Source organism: Planctomonas psychrotolerans, assembly GCF_008642235.1.
In the GTDB taxonomy this organism is placed as follows: domain Bacteria; phylum Actinomycetota; class Actinomycetes; order Actinomycetales; family Microbacteriaceae; genus Planctomonas; species Planctomonas psychrotolerans.
On record NZ_SJEV01000001.1, the window covers coordinates 691,384 to 706,589 of the forward strand.

Here is a 15,206-nt window from a genome sequence, read left to right on the forward strand (position 1 = left end):
GGGACCGTGTGGGCAAGTCCCGTCCCTTCGACAAGCCCAGGGACCGTGGGCAAGTCCCGTCCCTTCGACAAGCTCAGGGACCGCATGGCGGACGCTAGGCGTTCGTGGTGGCGAGGAAGAGCTCGCCCTCGCCGATGAACTGCAGCTCGGCCTCGTCGGGCGTGATGTACACCGCCTGTCCGCGTGCGACGGATGCCTCGGTGCGGCTCCCCGCGATCGTCACCTGACCCGATACGCAGATGGCGATGGCGGGACCGGCGATGCGGTACCCCGCCTGCAGCGTCGTGGCGTCCAGGGCCACCCGCACGAGCTGGAAGTCGGGCACCTCGGGGCGGAAGACCTCCACACCCTCCTCCGGTCGATGCGGGTGGAGGTAGGGCACGGGCACGGCCCGAAAGTCGAGCACGTCGAGCAGTTCCGCAACGTCGACGTGCTTCGGAGTGAGGCCACCACGCAGCACGTTGTCCGATGCTGCCATCAGTTCCACGCCGAGCCCCGACAGGTAGGCGTGGATGTTGCCCGCCGGCAGGTACAGCGCCTCTCCACGAGAAAGGGACACGTAGTTCAGGAGCAGTGCCGTGACGATGCCCGGGTCACCCGGGTACGCGGCGGCGAGGCGACGCACCAGCGCCAGGTCCCGGCGCAACGGGTCTCCGTCGGCGGCAGCCCCGCACGGGGAATCGGCGGCTTCGCTCGCCGCGGCGATGGCGACGGTGCGTTCGACCACCGCGTCGACCTCGGTCCCGCCGGCCATGATCGCCTCGAACGCGCTGCGGAGCCCGCCCGGGTCGCCCAGCCGATCGAGCACGAATGAGAACGGCGACGATCCGGCGGCGTCACTCGCATCCCGGTCGGCGAGCGCGGCGAAGACCGCACGCGCTTCCTCCACGGCACGGAAGCCGCACAGCGCATCGAAGCGCTCACTGAGGGCGTAGATCAACTCCGGCTTGTGCAGGGCGTCCTTGTAGTTGCGATGCGGAGCATCCGACTCCACGCCGGCCTCGTTCTCCGCGCTGAAACCGCGGCGCGCCCGTTCGAGCGTCGGATGCGCCTGCAGCGACAGCGGCCCATCGGCGGCGAGCAGTTTGAGCAGGAACGGCAGGTGCACCGGATCGCCCTCGCGGAGGCCGGTCGACACCGGCCCGAGCGTGGTCTGCGGATCGGCCGAGATCCACTCGGGAACCGTCGTCGCGCCGCCGACGCTCTCGGGATCGGTGATGCGACTCGGTGAGCCCGGGTGGGCGCCCAACCACAGCTCGGCCTCCGGCGCGCCGCTCGGCTCGGTACCGAGCACCTCCGCAATGGCTGTGCGCGATCCCCAGGCGTAGTCCCGGGGCGTATTAGTGATGCCTACAAACAACTGGTCGAGTCCCTAGAGAAGAGCTACCAAAATGGCGGCGGTTGGTTGCTGTCTACAAACAGCTCAGCGCACAGCAGCGCGCTCCTAGAACAAAGTACCAACCGGATTGGCGCCGGTCTTTCGCGGATTTAGCCTGATGAGTAATCGGCGTCCGGGGATCCCGCGAAGCCGGGCATCGTCCTCATGAACGCAATGGAGCATCCCATGTCATTCGAGCCCATCACGAGCGACTTCTACGGATACGAGAATCTGCTCACCGACCGCGAGAAGGGCGTGCTGACCGATTTGCGCGCCTATCTCGAGGCCGAGGTGAGGCCGATCGTGAACGACTGCTGGAACCGCGCCGAGTTCCCCACCCAGATCATCACCCCGCTCGCCGACCTCAAGCTGTTCGGGATGCCCTGGGACGAGACGCGCCCATTCGAGAACTCCGCGGTGTTCCGCGGCTGGGTCGCTCTCGAACTGGCGCGAGTCGACGCGTCGGTCGCCACTTTCGTAGGCGTGCAGAACGGCCTCGTCATGGGATCCATCGGCGTCGGCGGATCCACCGAGCAGCGCGCCGAGTGGTTGCCGAAACTCGCCTCCGGCGAGACCATCGGCGCCTTCGCGCTCACCGAGCCGCTGTCGGGCTCCGACTCCGCCCAGGGGCTTCGCACACTCGCAACGCGCGACGGCGACAATTGGGTGCTGAATGGTGCGAAGCGCTGGATCGGCAACGCGACGTTCAGCGACATCACCATCGTCTGGGCGAAGAGCGTGGAGGACGGTCAGGTCAAGGGCTTCATCGTGCCCACGTCCACCCCTGGCTACTCGGCCACTCGCATCGAGAACAAGACGAGCCTGCGCACCGTGCAGAACGCCGACATCACGCTCGACAACGTGGTGGTGCCGGATTCCCTCCGGCTCCAGAAGGTGAACTCATTCCGCGAGACGGCTGCGGTGCTGCGCCTCACCCGCGCCGAGGTGGCGTGGGCCGCGGTCGGCAACTCGATCGGCGCGTACGAGGCCGCACTCGCCTACGCCAAGGAGCGGGTGCAGTTCGGCAAGCCGATCGCGAGCCACCAGCTGGTGCAGGACCTGCTCGTGAAGTGCATCGGCAACATCACGGCATCCATCGGCATGGTGGTGCGGGTGTCGCAGATGCTCGACGAGGGCATCCAGCGCGACGAGCACGCGTCGCTCGCCAAGGCGTACACCACGGCGCGGATGCGCGAGACGGTCGCCTACGCCCGGGAGATCCTCGGCGGCAACGGCATCGTGACGGACTACGACGTCGCCCGCTTCTTTGCCGACGGTGAGGCGATGTACTCGTACGAGGGCACCCGCGAGATGAACACGCTCATCGTGGGTCGGAGCATCACGGGGCACGCAGCCTTCGTGTGACGCGGGGGGTGCGCGAGCCTGGAGTAGGTGCGGCGGTCGCTCGGTGCGGCGGTCGCTGAGCTTGTCGAAGCGACGTGAGGTCCCTTCGACAGGCTCAGGGACCGTGAGCCTGCCAGTTCCTAACGTCCCTTCGACAGGCTCAGGGACCGTGGAGCGACGATACGCAGCGCCCCTTCGACAGGTAAGGACCGTGAGGCGACACTACGCATCGCCCCTTCGGCAGGCTCAGCGACCGTGGAGCGACGATACGGAGGGCCCCTTCGACAGGCTCAGGGACCGTGGAGACGATGAAGGTGCCGGTCGGGCACCGGCGGGCTGGCACATACTCTTGGGGGCATGACAGCGAACCGGGAACGCACCGCGGGAACCGGGCTCGCGGTGCTCGTCTGGTTCTCGGTACTGGCGGGTGATGCCTGGCGCAACAGCCTGAGCTGGTACGGCTACGGCGCGGTCGTGTTCCTCCTGTTGCTCTGCACGCTCGTGCACCTGTCCCGCGTGCCGGACATCCGGTGGCGCACGCTGCCGGTTCCGCTGATGGCGTTCCTGGCCCTCGCCACCGCCTCGATCGCCTGGTCGTTCTACCCCGCGGTCAGCGCCGCCGGCGTGGCCATTCAGTGGGCCACGACGATCGCCGCACTCTTCCTCACCCTGTCGTTGCGGTGGACCGACAACGTGGCCGCGCTCGGCACGACGGTGCGCTTCATCCTCGCGGCATCCCTCGCGTTCGAACTCATCGCGGCCGCCGTGCTGCGACGTCCGTTGTTCCCCTTCTTCACCGACTACGGTGGCCGCGACGTGCCCGACGCGTACTACTGGACCCGCGCCGAGCTGTTCGAGGGCGGACGCATCCAGGGCATCGTGGGCAACTCGAACCTGCTCGGGATGATCGCGCTGCTCGCGCTGATCGTGATCGGTGTGCAGCTCGCGTGCGGGACGGTGCGCCGCCGGACGGGCTACTCCTGGCTCGTCGTGGCGGTCACCACCTTCGCTCTGGCCAGGTCCGCGACGGCGTTCGCCGCGCTGCTCGTGACGCTCGGCGTGCTCGCTGTCGCCCTGATCGCGAGGCGTCTGACCGCCCGGGGACGACTCGCCCTCGCGGCGGGGGTGGTTGCCGCCGGTGCCGTCGGCGCCGTCGCCGTGTCGGCCTGGTCGGCTCGCATCCTCGGCATCCTCGGCCGGAGCCCCGACCTCACCGGACGCCTCGACATCTGGGCGGCCGTCCGCGACCTGGCCGTCACGCGGCCGGTGGCCGGATGGGGCTGGACCAGTTACTGGGCGCCCTGGGTCGAACCGTTCGACGACCTCGCCCTGAGAAACGGGGTGCGATACCTGCAGGCCCACAACGCCTACCTCGATGTCTGGTTCCAACTCGGCGCCATCGGGCTCGCCGTCTTCCTCTGCCTCGTGCTCTCCACGGCCGCCCGTGCCTGGTGGATCGCGATCGACCGACCTCAACGCAGTGCGGATGCCCCGCTCCCCTTCTCCGCGATGGATCTGCTGCCCGTGCTGCTCCTCGCCGCCCTGCTCACGCAGAGCCTCGCCGAGAGCCGCATCCTGCTCGAGGGAGGGTGGGTGCTGCTCTGCGTGCTCGCGGTCGCGACCAAACTCGGCACGGCCCGCTCCGAGTACGACCCGCCGAAGCGCACCCCTCGGTCGATCCGCGGAATCCGTCGCTGACCGACGTGGGCGGTTCGCGCGCGCGGGGCTGTAATTTGGACCGGAGACCATGAGCCCGCACCCGAGCAAACCGCTACCCGAGCAGGTGTCCGACTTCCTCGGGTCCGCTCGGTTCTCCGCCGCGCTCACCACCACGATCCTGTCCACGGTGCTGCTCGCCCATGCGCTGCGGTCGATGATCGGGTGGCCGGGGTACCTCGCCATCCTCGCCACCCTGGTGCCGCTCGCCGCGCTCTCCCTCGTCGCCAAGCGCGGCGACTACGAGTGGCGCGGGCTTCTACCGATCTCCCTGCTCGTCTTCGTCGCGTGGTGCGGCCTGACCGTTCTGTGGAGCCGCTATCAGTGGGCCACGGTCAGCGGCGTGCTGTTCCAGGTGACGATCGCCTTCCTCGCCATCTACATCGCCATCGCGCGCGACCTCATCCAGATCGTGCGTGCGGTCGGCGACGTGATGCGCGCGCTCCTGCTGGTGTCGATCACCCTCGAGGTGCTGTCGGGGCTCCTGATCGACCTTCCGATCCGGTTCCTCGGAATTCAGGGCAATCTGGATGTCGGTGGCCCGATCCAGGGGGTGATGGGCGGGCGGAACGCCATGGGCACGGTCGCGCTCATCGCGGCGATCACCTTCGCGATCGAGTACTTCACACGGTCCGTGCGCAAGGGCGTGGCGATCGGCTCCTTCGTGGCCGCGTGCCTCGTGGTGCTGTTCACCCGCGCCCCCGTGATCGGCGGCGTGGTGGCCGTGCTCCTCCTCGGGGCGGCGGCCCTCCTCTGGCTTCGCCGCATCCCGCGCGACCGTCGGGGCCTGTGGCAGGTCGGCCTTCTGTCCGGGGCCCTGCTCGGCACCGTATTCGTGGTTCTCCTGCGCGGCCAACTCATCCGGAGCCTGAGCGCGGAACGGGAGTTCGCCATCCGCGCGTCGCTCTGGCGCGACCTGCTTCGGCTCGCCGATCTCAACCAGCTCGAGGGCTGGGGATGGGTGGGGTACTGGCGGCCGGAGCTCATCCCGTTCGCGATCCTCGGCGACACCCCGACCGGAATAGCCACATCGGCGATGAACTCGTTCGTCGACGCCTATTTCCAGACCGGCCTCGTAGGGATGCTCGTCTTCATGAGCTTCGGCGGCCTCGCCTTCCTCCGCTCGTGGCAACTCGCCTCCGACAAGCGCAGCGTCAGCTACCTGTGGACGCCGCTCGTGCTCATCGTGCTCGCCATCGTGTCGCTCGCGCAGAGCTACACCCTCGTCGAGTGGGGCTGGCTGCTCCTCGTGATCTGCGCCGTGAAGGCGGCGCAGGACAAGAGTTGGCGCGGCATCCTCGCCTGACGGATCGGCCGGAGGCGGCATCGGAACCGGAACCGGCGCCGGGCGTGCCTCCGCCGGGCGTGCCTCGGCCGGGCGAAAACCAGGCGGTCGGTAGGATCGTCCTGTGCCTACCGCCCTCGAGCAAACGCTCATCGTCATGCCTGCGTACAACGAGGAGGAGGCGGTCGGGTCGGTAGTCGCCGAGGTTTTCGCGGCTCTTCCCGGAGTGCACTGCCTGGTGGTGAGCGACGGTTCCCGTGACCGTACGGCCGCCATCGCATCCGCCGCCGGAGCGATGGTGCTGGATCTGCCGTTCAATCTCGGCGTCGGTGGTGCGATGCGCGCCGGCTTCAAGTTCGCCCTCCGCCACGGATACACCTTCGTGGTGCAGATCGACTCGGACGGCCAGCACGATCCGAAAAGCGTGCCGGCCATCCTCGACGCCCTCGAGCGCGCCGACGTCGTGATCGGAGCCCGTTTCGCCGGCGAGGGCGACTACATCGTGCGCGGGCCCCGCAAGTGGGCGATGAAGGTGCTGGCCGTGACCGTCAGCCGGATCGCCAAGGCCCGACTCACCGACACGACCTCCGGGTACCGGGGTGCGGGCCCCAGGGCGATCGGCCTCTTCGCCGAGTACTACCCCGCCGAATATCTCGGCGACACGGTGGAGTCGCTCGTGATGGCCGCCAAGGCGAAGTGCCGGATCGAGCAGATCCCGGTCGCGATGCGTCCGCGTGCGGGTGGCGTCCCGTCGCACAATCCCGCGAAGGCGGCCGTGTACCTCGGGCGCGCGGTCATCGCTCTCATCATCGCTCTCGCCCGGCCGCCCTACGATCTCCCGAGAGGGTCCGCCGCGTGACCATCGCCACCCACCCGCTCAGTACCATCGCCCTCGCCCGGCCGCCCTACGATCTCCCGAGAGGGTCCGCCGCGTGAACATCGGCACCTACCTGCTCAGCATCCTCGCCGCCAGCCTGACCCTCGTCATCGTCATCGAGCTGTTGCGGCGACGCAGGCTTCGCGAACGGCACGCGATCTGGTGGCTCGTGGGCGGCATCGGCGCGCTCGTCCTCTCCCTCTTCCCGGGAATCGTCGACGGACTGGCAGCGGTCATCGGCATCGAAGAACCGGTCAACCTGGTCTTCTTCTTCAGCCTCATCATCCTGTTCCTGGTGTGCGTGCAGTTCAGTGCCGAACTGACCGCGCTCGACGAGAAGACGCGCATCCTCGCGGAGGAGGCGGCGCTGATGGATCGGAGGCTGGCTCTTCTGGAGCGAGAACGAGGCACGGCGCCCGGAGCCTCCCCGAGGAGCGCGGACTAAGCGCCCCGCAGCCTGACACCGCGCTCACATCGCTGCCGTGTCAGCGGGCGTGCGATTCCGATGCCGAGCCCGAATCGACCTGCTCCGGAGGGGTCGCCCGAAACACCCAGTGCTTGTAGGCGAAGTAGTTCCACAGGGTGATGAGGGCCGTGGCCACGAACTTCCCCACCACGTAACCCGGACCCGCTGCATCGAAAGCGGCGACGATGACGAGCGTCGCGCCGAAGTTCACACCGAGCAGAGCGGCGTACTTCCACGCGCTGCCCCAGATGGACTGCCCCGCTCCGAAGGTGAAGTACTTCTGCAGCAGGAAGCTGAACACCAGACTGACCCAGAAGGCCACCGCGGTCGCGGCCCACAGTTCCCAGCCGAGCACGTCGCGGCCCACGATGAGCAGCCCGAGGTCGAGGACGAATGCCGCTCCTCCGACGAGGAGGAAGCGAACGACGGACGATCGCCAGGCGCCTCGTACAAGTTTTTTCACCCGGCGACCCCGACGGGTGAAGCCGTGTTCTCCTCGGACGCGGCGACGGCCGGCCGGGACAGCGCCACGGCTGCGATGAGTGCGGCGAAGAGACCGAAGGAGACGACGAGGACTCCCAGCCAGAACGCGTTGCCACCGGGCGGCTGCCAGCCCGGATCGAGGACGAACTGCCCCCACGAACTCGAGCTGCCTACCGAGTATCTCCTCAGCGCGAAAGCGAACGAGGCGACATGCCCGAACCCGATGAGAAGCAGCACTCCGATCGTGAGCCGTCGGACGGAGGCGTGCCCGGGGCGGAGCGTCACCTGCTCCCCCACCGCGAGTCCCGCGAGCGCGAGCAGCACCAGGAACACCGGCAGCGAGTAGCGCCCCTGCCAGATGTACCCGCTCTGCTCGACGGTCGACGCCTGGATGAGCGCCGGCGCGATCAGGAAGCACGCGAGAACGAATCCAACGGCGGCGAGGCGCCGACCGCGGCACAGCGTCAACGCCGAGAGCACCAGCCCACCGGCGGTGATCGCCCAGACGATCACGATGTAGCTGGGCGCCGGTGTGTCCATCCAGCCGAACAAGCCGATCATCTGCGGTGCGAAATCGAAGGTGCGCTCCATCATCGTGATGAAGCCGTTCAGGGGCGAGGTTCCCGCACCGGCGTGCACCCCCACGGCGGAGACGGAACTCGTCCGCAACGACCATCCGACAGCGAACACACTCGCGAGGGCGATGAACGCGGAGGCCACGAGGACCCCGCGGTCGCGGAGGAGCGTGAGGATCGGCTTGACGCCGAAGAGGATCACCACCGCGATCAAGACGATGAGCGCCCACAGCGGACTCAGACCTCGCGTGTTGAGGAGAAGGATCACGGACAGTGCGGTGAACAGCGTGTACTGCCACGGAACGCGCCCCGTGCGCATGGATGCATCGACGGCGAAGTACAGTCCCACCAGGAACCCCAGCGCCGTGGTCGCCTCGAGAGCGTTCGGGTTGACCGATGCCGCGAGAAACAGCACCATGGGGGTGGCCACCACAGCGCCGGCGAGCAGCGGCACGACGGCGTTGCGCCTGGTCGACAGCAGCGTGAGGCTCGCAGCGACGAAGAAGGTGCTGACGATCGCGCTGACGAGTCGCATCAGGTACATCGCGGGCGGCCCCTCGAGGAACAGCGACGGCCAGCCCACGAGCAGGTAGTACACCGGGTTGTACAGACCGGCGGTCGTCGCATCCTCGACGATCTCGCCCTCGTCGGCGGTGAAGGGCTCGATGCACGCCGCGGTCACGTTCGCCTGGAAGGCGTAGCACGTCGCCTCGTCCGTGTAGGCGAAGTATGCGGGGATGTCCACCAGACGAACCTGCGCCTTATCGGTCTCCTCGCCGATGAACTCCCCTCGCACGACGGATGCCGCCTTCATCATGTGCGCGGGTTCATCGGGGCTCGCCGAAACCGGCGTCGCCACCGCCCATGCCCCGCACATCACGGTGAGGAGGGCCCACAGTCCGATCAGGGTGTGCCATGGCCGGCGCCGCGAGGCGGGGGAAGATACCCGGGTACTCAATTCGTCGCTCCAGTCGATGCGGGAGTCAGACCCTCGCACATATCGCCACCCACCCTATGAGACGGCGGGCGAGAACTGCGATCCGCCCGGGCGGGCCGCTAGCGCGACCGACCCGGGCGGAGCAGTGTCCGCACCGATTCAGATGCGCACCGTCTTGCAGCCGAGCAACGGGTTCGACGCCGCCAGAGGCTGCACACCGTAGGCGCACACCGTGTGCGTCCCCGACCCGACGGGGATCGTGGCGGTGTAACCGTGACGGGATCCGAGCTGCGGGTACACGGCCGCGACGTCCGGTCGGTCACCCGAAGCCGACGGGATCACGTGACCGACCCCGTTGACGTACACGTGCACGGCGATGGGGTCCTTCAGCATGGGCGTGGCCGCCCACCCGTGGATCGCAAGCCCACCCGGCGTCGGCCGGACGCCGTCCAGGGCCCCGATCGCGGGGAGGGCAGGAACCGACACCGTCTTGCAACCGAGTTCCGTATAGGCTCCGCGGCCGGAGTTGACCGCGGTGACGCACACCCTGGACGTTCCCGGCGCGGACGCGATGGATCGCGCGAACCCGTGCTGGCTGCCCCACCCCGGGGCGTTGCGCGCGACGTCGTCCCGGGTCTGATCTGCCGTCACGGTGGTCTTGGCACCATTGACGTAGACGTCCACGTCGATGGGCTTGGCGGTGTCGGGGTCGATGGCCCACCCACGGGCATCCACCGTTCCGGGCGACGCGGTGAGCGCCTCGAAGTTGCCCATGGGCACGCGACCCTGATCCGATCCGTCGGTCTTCACCTCGAATGATCGGCAACCGATCGCGGTGTTCGAACCGCCCCCGACATTGATCCCGTAGCCGCATACCTCGTGCCTGCCCACACTCAGGTCCTTCACGGCACGGAAGCCGTGAGCGTTGCCGAACTGCGGGAACGCTCGGGCGACATCGGCCCGGGGCAACGAGGCCAGGAGCGGGATGCCGCTTCCATCGATGTAGATGTGAGCCTCGATCGGGTTCACCGTGTCCGGATCGATCGTCCAGCCGGTGAAGGTGACGGACTTGCCTACAACGGTCGGCGGCTCGAGGTTGCCGAAGGGGTCACCGGACACGACCACCCCCGTCTTGCAGCCCAACAGGGCGTTCGAGCCGGATCCCTCGTTGACCCCGTAGGCACACACCGTGTGCGTGCCCGAACCGGTCGATACGAACACGCTGAAGCCGAACCCGTCATCAGAGCGGGAGTACGCCCGCGCCACGTCGGGGCGGGACTGGTTCGCGCTGGCGCGGGTGACGACCCCGTTCACGTGGATCTCGACGGTGATCGAGTTCTGCGTGCTGGGGTCGAGGGTCCACCCCTGCACTCGGACCCCGCCCCGCTCCGAGGCGACGGAGTCGAATGCACCCACCGGGTCGACGCGACCAGTGGACGAACCGAACCAGTTGTTGAAGTACACCCAGAAGTTGCGGTTGCCGTAGGCCGAGCAGCCGTTCCCCGTGCCGTACAGGTTGTTCAGCGCGGCCTGGTTCGGCGTGTAGGGCGTGTAGTAGTAGAGGTTGGCCGTGGCCTGATTACGGATGTACACCGGCTTCGTGCCGCACGACACGGGCACGTTGTACTGCACGTTGGCCGTGGTGCCCGGGCGGAACTTCGTGAAGAAGGCGCTCGTTCCGGGCGGATTGGCGTACCGCTTGAACTGCCAGGCCGCCTTGTAGAGCTGGTTGTAGACACCGCCGAAGGCCGGGTCGCAGTACCCGGGGATGACGGTGTTGTCGGGGCACGCATACCCCATCGCACGGTCGAGACGCGAGTTGGATGGAGCGCGGGCGATCGGCCCGGAGATGAGCGACTGCTCCTTCTGCAGGGTGGCGATGAGCACCTGCGGGTTGATTCCGCAGGCCTGGCCGACCTTGTAGAGAATGCGCGCGACGCTCTCCTGAGCGGCACCGACGTAGGCGCCGCGGCACAGCGCGTCAGCGGACCGCGACGACGTGTCGAGCTTCTTCACGCTCAGGCAGTTGGTGTTGCTGCACGGACCGATGGTCGACGTGAGGAACGCCTGGATCTGCGCCTCGGACATGGCGTTCGAGTTGAAGAAGACCTCATCGCTGATGATGAAGCCGGGGTCGAAGTCCGCCCCGTTCACCGCCAGCGCCTGCGCGGGCTGTGGTGACGCATCCCAGGCCACCAACCCCCCGGTGACCACCAACATGGCAAGGAAAAACGACAGCAGTTTTCTCATTTTCGAGCGCCCCCCTAGGCTCCGACGGAAGCGCTCCCCAGACGGCCTGCTTCGACCCGCCCCCCGGCTTCCGACGTTGACAGGGTACGTCACAAACCGCGGAACGGGAAGTTGCCTCCGGAAGCCTCGGATCCGATCAGGACGGCCAGAACCGCCGCTGCACCGGTCGGCGGCGCGACCGCATGGCGGGGGATGCCGCGCCGCGCGTACGGACCACCCGCGGGGCGAGCGCCACGACGTCACGGACCAATCGCCACCACTCCGCTCCCCCGAGATACGCGTCGGCCGGCCGTGACCGGATGACCGCGAGCGCATCACGCAGGGCACGACCGGCGGTGCGGGCCGACACGAGCAGGAGAAGGCGGACGGTGCCGTTCCGCAGCGTGGTGAGAAGACGATTCCGCAGGCTGTGAAAGCGCAGCAGCGCCGACGAGTGCCCCGAACTGCCGGCGTGCTCGTGCGTCACCCGGGCGGTCGGCTCGAACACGATCCGGAAGCCGGACAGGCGCATGCGCCAGGACAGGTCGAAGTCCTCGTAATACATGAAGAAGGAGTCGTCGAAGCCGCCCACCGCGTCCCACACCGTTCGACGCAGCGCCGCCGCGCCCCCGGAGAACCCGAACGGTTCGTCGTCACCGCTCCGCCGCAGCCGATCCGTCGGCACCAGCCAGTCCCGGTCCGCGCCGTTCCCGCCGTGGAGCACGGTGATGCCGGTGCTGTTCATCAGCGCGACCGCACCGGGGTCCGACTCCGTCACCCGGCGCCACACGGCGCCGACGTGGGAGGTCAGATCCGCCGGTCGGCCGTCGTCCGCCGGCCGGTAACGGCCCTGCAGTTCGACGGCGGCCGCAACCGCGGCCACCTCGGCGGGCTCGGCGCGGAGCCGGGCGAGGAGCGCATCGACGAAGGCCTCATCGGCGACGGCATCGTTGTTGAGGAGGATGAGCACATCCCCCGTCGATACCCGCACCCCGCTCGCCACGCCCGCCGCGAAGCCGAGGTTGCGCTCGTTCTCCACGAACGCCACGTCGGGATACTTCTCCCGAAAGGGATCTGTCGATCCGGGCGACGCCTCGTTCTCGACCAGCACCACCTCGAACGAACGCTCGGTGCGCTGGGCGGCGAGCGACGCGAGGCAGCGCAGGGTCAGCTCCGGCTTCCGCCAGTTGACGACGATGACGGAGGCATCCATCCGGTCAGTCTGCCAGTCGCGCTCGGCCCGGTCGGGCGCAGCACCCGTCGTGGGCGGCACAGGGGCGACTCGTTATAGTGGGAGCGCCTGTCTGGCCGCCGCATGCCTTCTTTTCCCGAAGTGTTGGAGTCCCCGTTTTGACCGTAACCACACCCGGTGTCGTATCCGTCATCATCGTCAACTTCCGCGGGGCGGACGACACGATCGAGTGCGTATCCCGACTCAACGAGGTGGACTGGCCGGCCAGCAAGCTCGAGATCGTGGTGGTCGAGAACGGCTCGGGCGACGACAGCGCCGCACGACTGACCGAGGCGTTCGGCGCGCAGGACAACGTGCAGATCGTCGTGTCGGCCGAGAACCTCGGCTTCACCGGCGGCAGCAACCTCGGCGCATCGAAGGCGCGCGGCGAGTTCGTGGCCTTCCTCAACAACGACGCCAAACCCGGCCCGGCCTGGATCGCTGAGGCGGTGCGCGAGTTCGGCGTGAGCCCCCGCGTCGCGGCGGTCGGCAGCAAGGTGCTCGACTGGGACGGCAAGGCCATCGACTTCGTGCAGGGCAGCCTGACCTGGTTCGGCATGGGCTACAAGGACCGGGTCACCGAGCTCGACACCGGGGAGTTCAACACCCCCAAGGACCTGCTCTTCGGCACCGGATCGGCGCTGTTCGTGCGCAAGGACATCTTCACCGAGGTGGGCGGCTTCGACGAGCGCCTGTTCATGTTCTACGACGACGTGGACCTGGGCTGGCGCCTCAACCTCTACGGCTACCGGGTGCGCTTCGCCCCGGCGTCGGTGGTGTACCACAAGCACCACGGCTCGATGAAGAGCTTCGGGAACTACCGCGAGATGTACCTGCTGGAGCGCAACGCACTCCACCTCCTGTACAAGAACCTCTCCGACGAGAGCCTCGGCAAGTTCCTGCCCGCAGCGCTGGCCCTCCTTGCCCGCCGCGCGGTCGCGAAGAGCGGACTCGATTCCGAGTCCTTCGACATCCGCCGATTCGTCGGCGCGACCGACGAGTTCGAGCCCGACACCCCGGTGTCGAAGGACACGGTGGCCGGGCTGTTCGCGCTCGACCAGTTCGTCGCCGACCTGCCCGAGCTGCAGCAGGCCCGGGCCGAGGTGCAGGGACGCCGGCAGAAGACGGATGCCGAGCTCTTCCGCCTGTTCGGAGACATCTTCCGGCCCCTCTTCGCCGACGCGTACTACCTCGAGGGCTTCCGTTCCATCGTCGACGCGTTCGAGATCCGCGAGCACACCGAGCGCAACAAGGTGCTCGTGATCACCGGCGACGCGCTCGGCGCCAAGATGGCCGGCCCCGGCATGCGCGCGTGGAAGATCAGCGAGGCGCTCTCCGAGCACAACGACGTGCGCCTCGTGACCTGGAACGTGGCCAACCGCGCATCCGACCAGTTCGAGGTGGAGCGGGTCCGCCTGCAGAACGAGCGCCAGATGAAGGTGCACGAGGAGTGGGCCGACGTGATCGTGTTCCAGGGCTACGCCCTGCACCACTTCACCACGCTGCAGCAGTCGAAGAAGATCATGGTGGTCGACCTCTACGACCCCATGCACCTCGAGCAGCTCGAGCAGGGCCGCGAATGGGGCACCGCCCAGTGGAAGCAGCAGGTGGCGTCGGCGACCGAGGTGCTGAACGCCCAACTGCTGCGCGGCGACTTCTTCCTCTGCGCGTCCGAGCGTCAGCGCCTGTTCTGGCTCGGCGCACTGGCCTCGGTAGGTCGGGTGAACCCCGACAATTACTCCGCCGACGAGAACCTCGACAAGCTCATTGCGATCGCCCCATTCGGCATGGACACCAAGCCGCCGCAGCACACGCGATCCGCGATCCGCGGCGTCGTCCCCGGCATCGGTCAGGACGACAAGGTCGTCATCTGGGGCGGCGGCATCTACAACTGGTTCGACACGCTCACGCTCGTCCGCGCCATCGCGAAGCTCGCCGAACGGCGGCCCACCGTGCGCCTGTTCTTCCTCGGCGTGGCCCACCCCAACCCCGACGTGCCCGAGATGGCGATCGTGTCGCGGACCCGCGAGCTCGCCTCGCGCCTCGGTGTTTCCGGGAAGAACGTCTTTTTCAACGAGCAGTGGGTCGCCCTCGACGACCGGCAGAACTACCTCCTGGAAGCCGACGCGGGCGTGAGCACCCACTACGAGCACATCGAGACCACGTTCTCCTTCCGCACCCGCATCCTCGACTACATGTGGGCGAACCTCCCCATCGTCACCACTGCCGGAGACAGCTTCGGCGACCTGGTGGCGGCCGAAGGCATGGGTATCTCCGTGCCCGAGCGCGATGTGGACGCACTCGCTGACGCGCTCGAGGCGGTGCTGTACGACGCCGAGGTGACCGCGGCCACCCGGGATGCCGTCTCCCGCGTGCGCGAGGACTTCACCTGGGAGAAGGCGCTCGCTCCGCTCGTCGAGTTCTGCCGCGACCCGCACGTCGCACCCGACCGGTCGATGGACGAGGAGCTGCCGTCGCGCATCCAGCCGAAGCGGGTAGCGCCGCGGGCTCAGACCCGCGAGGAGCGCTTCCACCAGATCAGTGTTCAGCGCCACGGCATCGTGCGCGACCTCAAGCTGGCACGTCACTACGTCACGGACGGCGGCGTGAGCATGCTTCGCGAGAAGGTGCGCACGCGCCTCGCCACGACGCGCGCCAGCAAGCACGGCAAGTGACCGATGCGCG

At 68.0% G+C, this 15,206-nt stretch carries 11 protein-coding genes; 6 read left to right on the forward strand and 5 right to left on the reverse strand.

The window, feature by feature from the left end:
* Positions 1 to 94: 94 nt before the first annotated feature.
* Positions 95 to 1,360: a mannose-6-phosphate isomerase, class I gene (gene manA, locus EY822_RS03040; protein WP_150306925.1), complete on the reverse strand. Its 1,266-nt coding sequence runs from the start codon at positions 1,358 to 1,360 to the stop codon at positions 95 to 97.
* 204 nt (positions 1,361 to 1,564) lie between these two features.
* Between manA and EY822_RS03045 the strand changes: the two genes are divergently transcribed.
* From EY822_RS03045 to EY822_RS03065, 5 genes are all read left to right on the forward strand, one after another.
* Positions 1,565 to 2,743 (forward strand): acyl-CoA dehydrogenase family protein, encoded by a 1,179-nt coding sequence (locus tag EY822_RS03045; RefSeq protein WP_150306926.1) that lies wholly within the window; start codon positions 1,565 to 1,567, stop codon positions 2,741 to 2,743.
* Between the two features lie 336 nt (positions 2,744 to 3,079).
* Positions 3,080 to 4,420, forward strand: coding sequence for an O-antigen ligase family protein (locus tag EY822_RS03050; protein ID WP_150306927.1), 1,341 nt, complete (start codon positions 3,080 to 3,082; stop codon positions 4,418 to 4,420).
* 49 nt (positions 4,421 to 4,469) lie between these two features.
* A complete protein-coding gene (locus EY822_RS03055; RefSeq protein WP_150306928.1) occupies positions 4,470 to 5,744 on the forward strand; it encodes an O-antigen ligase family protein in 1,275 nt (424 codons plus the stop codon).
* A 136-nt stretch (positions 5,745 to 5,880) separates the two neighbouring features.
* Positions 5,881 to 6,582, forward strand: coding sequence for a glycosyltransferase family 2 protein (locus tag EY822_RS03060; RefSeq protein ID WP_406610303.1), 702 nt, complete (start codon positions 5,881 to 5,883; stop codon positions 6,580 to 6,582).
* A 73-nt stretch (positions 6,583 to 6,655) separates the two neighbouring features.
* Entirely contained in the window at positions 6,656 to 7,045 is a 390-nt protein-coding gene (locus EY822_RS03065; protein WP_150306930.1) for a DUF2304 domain-containing protein, read from the forward strand.
* A 40-nt stretch (positions 7,046 to 7,085) separates the two neighbouring features.
* Here the strand turns inward: EY822_RS03065 and EY822_RS03070 are convergent, their stop codons facing one another.
* From EY822_RS03070 to EY822_RS03085, 4 genes are all read right to left on the reverse strand, one after another.
* Positions 7,086 to 7,529, reverse strand: coding sequence for a GtrA family protein (locus EY822_RS03070; RefSeq protein ID WP_150306931.1), 444 nt, complete (start codon positions 7,527 to 7,529; stop codon positions 7,086 to 7,088).
* Entirely contained in the window at positions 7,526 to 9,121 is a 1,596-nt protein-coding gene (locus EY822_RS03075) for a DUF2142 domain-containing protein (protein WP_150306932.1), read from the reverse strand. Before EY822_RS03075 ends, EY822_RS03070 begins: the two co-directional genes overlap by 4 nt.
* A 99-nt stretch (positions 9,122 to 9,220) precedes the next feature.
* Positions 9,221 to 11,311, reverse strand: a complete 2,091-nt coding sequence (locus EY822_RS03080; protein WP_150306933.1) for a hypothetical protein — start codon at positions 11,309 to 11,311, stop codon at positions 9,221 to 9,223.
* Positions 11,312 to 11,447: 136 nt separating this feature from the next.
* A complete protein-coding gene (locus tag EY822_RS03085; RefSeq protein ID WP_150306934.1) occupies positions 11,448 to 12,503 on the reverse strand; it encodes a glycosyltransferase family 2 protein in 1,056 nt (351 codons plus the stop codon).
* A 137-nt stretch (positions 12,504 to 12,640) separates the two neighbouring features.
* Between EY822_RS03085 and EY822_RS03090 the strand changes: the two genes are divergently transcribed.
* Positions 12,641 to 15,196 carry a glycosyltransferase gene (locus EY822_RS03090; protein WP_150306935.1) on the forward strand — a complete coding sequence of 852 codons (2,556 nt, stop codon included), beginning with the start codon at positions 12,641 to 12,643 and terminating at the stop codon, positions 15,194 to 15,196.
* Positions 15,197 to 15,206: the final 10 nt, after the last annotated feature.